Here is a 3,479-nt window from a genome sequence, read left to right as displayed (position 1 = left end):
GGAGGTGCTCGGGTATTTTTCGACGGATCTCATTGATCTCCATGATTCGGAGATCGAGTTTTTGCCGTTCAATGAGCGGAGAAAGCTTTTGGTTCAATGTATTCTTTCCATCGATGCCGGCGCACTGAAGAGAGCAGATACCGGTCCTGACTGGTGGGCCCACTAGGACTTGAACCTAGGACCAGCTGATTATGAGTCAGCCGCTCTAACCACCTGAGCTATGGGCCCGATCGGAACGGTTCGGACTCCGGCTGACTGAATCATACCTGCCGGCTCCGTCGGTCTCAGCCTCGACAGGTGTCTCCACCTGAATCGTAATTCTAGGCTGCTACTCCGAGCAGAGTCAAATCACTCCGTCTTGAACTTGTAATCTATAAGCTCTCGACGAAACTTCTCAGCTTTTTGCTCCGGCTCGGATGCCGTAATTTCCTCAAGGCCTTAGCTTCGATTTGCCTGATGCGCTCCCGGGTGACTTCGAAATCCTGGCCCACCTCTTCCAAGGTGTGGTCGGTCGCTTCGCCGATACCGAACCGCTTGCGAAGCACCTTCTCCTCGCGAGGCGTCAGGGTTTCCAAAGCACTGTTGATTTGCCGCTGTAAGTCGTAGCGAATGGCGGCCTCCAACGGAGACACGGCCTTCTTGTCTTCGATAAAATCGCCAAGATGGCTGTCTTCCTCTTCACCGATCGGCGTTTCGAGCGAGATGGGTTCACGGGCAATCTTGAGAATCTTCCGGACTTTGTCCAACGGCAGATCCATGCGCTCGGCAATCTCTTCGGGAAGAGGTTCACGACCCAGCTTCTGCACGAGATGCCTGGAGGTCCGAATCAGCTTATTGATTGTTTCGATCATGTGAACCGGAATCCGAATCGTTCGTGCTTGATCCGCAATAGCTCGGGTGATTGCCTGCCGAATCCACCACGTGGCGTAGGTACTGAACTTGTACCCGCGCTTATACTCGAATTTGTCCACCGCCTTCATCAAGCCAATATTGCCTTCTTGAATCAAATCGAGGAATTGGAGACCTCGATTCGTGTATTTCTTGGCGATGCTGACTACAAGTCGCAAATTCGCCTCGACCAACTCAGCCTTTCCGCGCTTCACCTTCTCTTCGGCCAGATCGAGATGCTTGACCGCATCCTTAATCTCTTCAGCCGGAACAAGCGCCTCCTCCGTTTCAAATTGACGAATCTTCGCTTTGGCGGTTTGATAAACCTTCCGAATTTCCACCAGCGCTTCTTCCGACACCCCGGTCTTCCGCTTGACCACCAAGAAATCCTGACGACTCCGGCACATTTTCCTCAGCAGTTCTGCACCGGCCTCCCCCCCCACACCGATCCGCCGTTGGCAGCTGATCGCTTCCCGTTCGGCGGTCCGGATCTGCATCGCCAGATCGCGGACACGCTGTACCATTCTGTCTTTCAGCACACCATGGAGATTGACCGATTCAATCTTGTTCACAACCTGCTGACGGATCACGTCGAACTGCTTCTTGAACTTTTTTTGCTTGACCGGATCACTGCCGAGATGCTTGCCTTTCTCGGCCAATGCCTTCAGCGTGAGCGAGACCTTGCGCACGGCATTCAACGACTCGAGCGTCTTGATCCGCAACTCCTCGTAATCCCGCTCCACCGGCGGCTGGTCTTCCTCAAAATCCTCTTCGGTTTCCTGAACCGGCACGATCTCGCGCACATCGATCTGGGCGTTCTTGAGCTGATCTCGGAGCGCCAGGACGAATTCGATGGTCATCGGCATGCCGTAGATCACCGAAGCAATATCATTTTTCCCCTCTTCAATTCGTTTCGCGATTTCGATCTCGCCTTCGCGGCTGAGGAGCGCCACACTTCCCATTTCTTTGAGGTAGAGACGCACGGGATCGTCGGTGCGACTCAGCACACCCGGCGTCAGATCGATCGCCTTATCGTTTTCCTCCTCGGAATCCGACTCGACGTCCTCCGCATCTTCGCCGACTTCGCCTTCAGATCGTTTCTGAATCCGATCCCCATCGCCAGCCTCGATGATTTCGATATCCATTTCACCGAACATCGCCATAATGCTGCCAAACTGATCTGAAGACACGACTTCTGCGGGCAAGGTACTGTTGAGCTCGTCATACGTCAGAAAGCCCTTTTCCTTCCCGATCGTGATCAGTTTCTTCACCTCACCGAGCAACTCTTGTTTCGGCATGACTACTCCTTCACCAATGAAATCACACCGGCGGTCGGCGTGCCGGCTTTACGCATTCGTACATCATTGATCTGCATATTCAACAGGCGCGCCTCATCCATACGGCCTTCGCGCTCAGCCGTTTTCAATCTGACAATAAGCTCTCTCAACACCTGCTCCGATCGCTTTCGGTCCAGACGATCCAAACAGTCCGTAATGTGTGTCTGCACATCGTCGAAATGATCCTCGCGCATCGACAATTCCGTCGCCAGGGCGCCACAGTCAGGATCGTCTACCGACTCATCCAAGACCGATCTGAGACTGATGCGTCCATCTCGATCTACATGAGTAAGCGCAATCTCGACGAGCTTGCGACAGGGCTCAAGAGCAAAGGACTCCGGCCGCAAGCGCCGGACGTCGGCTGGCAACAATTTTCCACGCAGCAGCAGTAAGAGGAGATCCCGCTCCTCAGGGAACCCCTTGAATAGGGCATTGAGCGGAACTCCCTGTGCGGGCTGCGCGCGCGGCACGTCCGCGTCTCGTTTCGGCCGATCCAGAAGCGTCGGATAGCGTTCAATCAATCGGGCCTCGCTGATCCCCAACCGTTCCGCCACGACTTTGATGCGCTCCTGCCGCTCGATCGGATGTTCGCTCTTCTGCAAAATTCGCAGCACCTCATCGACACCTCGAATACGGCTTTCAAGCGAGCCGTCGTCGGCCTGCTTGACCGTGTGATTCAGCGCATAGTCCAAGAGATTAGGAGCAGCCGCTTTTAACCGGGCAAACGCCTCGGCACCTTCCTTTCGCACAAACGTATCAGGGTCCTCACCAACCGGAAGGGTAACTACCTTGACGCTCAATCCACTGTTGACAAAAAGATCCAATCCTCTCAACGCCGCGCGCACGCCGGCCGCATCAGGGTCAAAGAGCAACACAACCTGGTCGGCAAACCGCCGCAGGGTCTGAATATGTTCAGCCGTCAAGGACGTCCCCAGGGTGGCGACGGTATGGGCAAGCCCTGCCTGGTGAAGCGCGATCGCGTCGAAATAGCCTTCGACGACGATTACTGTCCTGGCCCGTACGATTGCCTCGCGCGCCTGATCGAAGGCGAAAAGGGTCTGACCCTTCTTAAACAATAACGTATCGGGCGAATTGAGATACTTGGGTGTGCGGTCACCCAACACACGTCCGCCGAATCCCACCACGCGCTTGCGCAGATCGGTGATCGTGAACATGAGCCGTCCATGGAATTTGTCGTAATACCCATTACCGTTTGGTCTTGGGCTCCCGAGCCCAGCCGCCATGATCTCGCTG

2 protein-coding genes and 1 tRNA gene are annotated in these 3,479 nt (G+C 55.0%); all 3 read right to left on the bottom strand.

From position 1 onward, the window contains the following. Window positions 1-151 precede the first annotated feature (151 nt). A tRNA-Ile gene (locus ACOSYY_RS14585) sits at window positions 152-228 on the bottom strand. Window positions 229-371: 143 nt separating this feature from the next. Then, window positions 372-2,186, bottom strand: coding sequence for an RNA polymerase sigma factor RpoD (rpoD, locus tag ACOSYY_RS14580; protein ID WP_421663255.1), 1,815 nt, complete (start codon window positions 2,184-2,186; stop codon window positions 372-374). A 2-nt stretch (window positions 2,187-2,188) separates the two neighbouring features. Then, the coding region (locus tag ACOSYY_RS14575; RefSeq protein ID WP_421663254.1) for a DNA primase at window positions 2,189-3,479 on the bottom strand (1,291 nt) is incomplete at its 5' end.

It is taken from the genome of Nitrospira sp. BLG_2, from assembly GCF_049222245.1.
Note: the sequence above shows the minus strand (reverse complement) of the source record. Positions and strands in the feature narration are given on the sequence as shown.

What these genes read in the sequence shown, in the direction of transcription:
- rpoD (WP_421663255.1), bottom strand. Translation starts at nt 2,186, where the DNA reads ATGCCGAAACAAGAGTTGCTCGGTGAGGTGAAGAAACTGATCACGATC.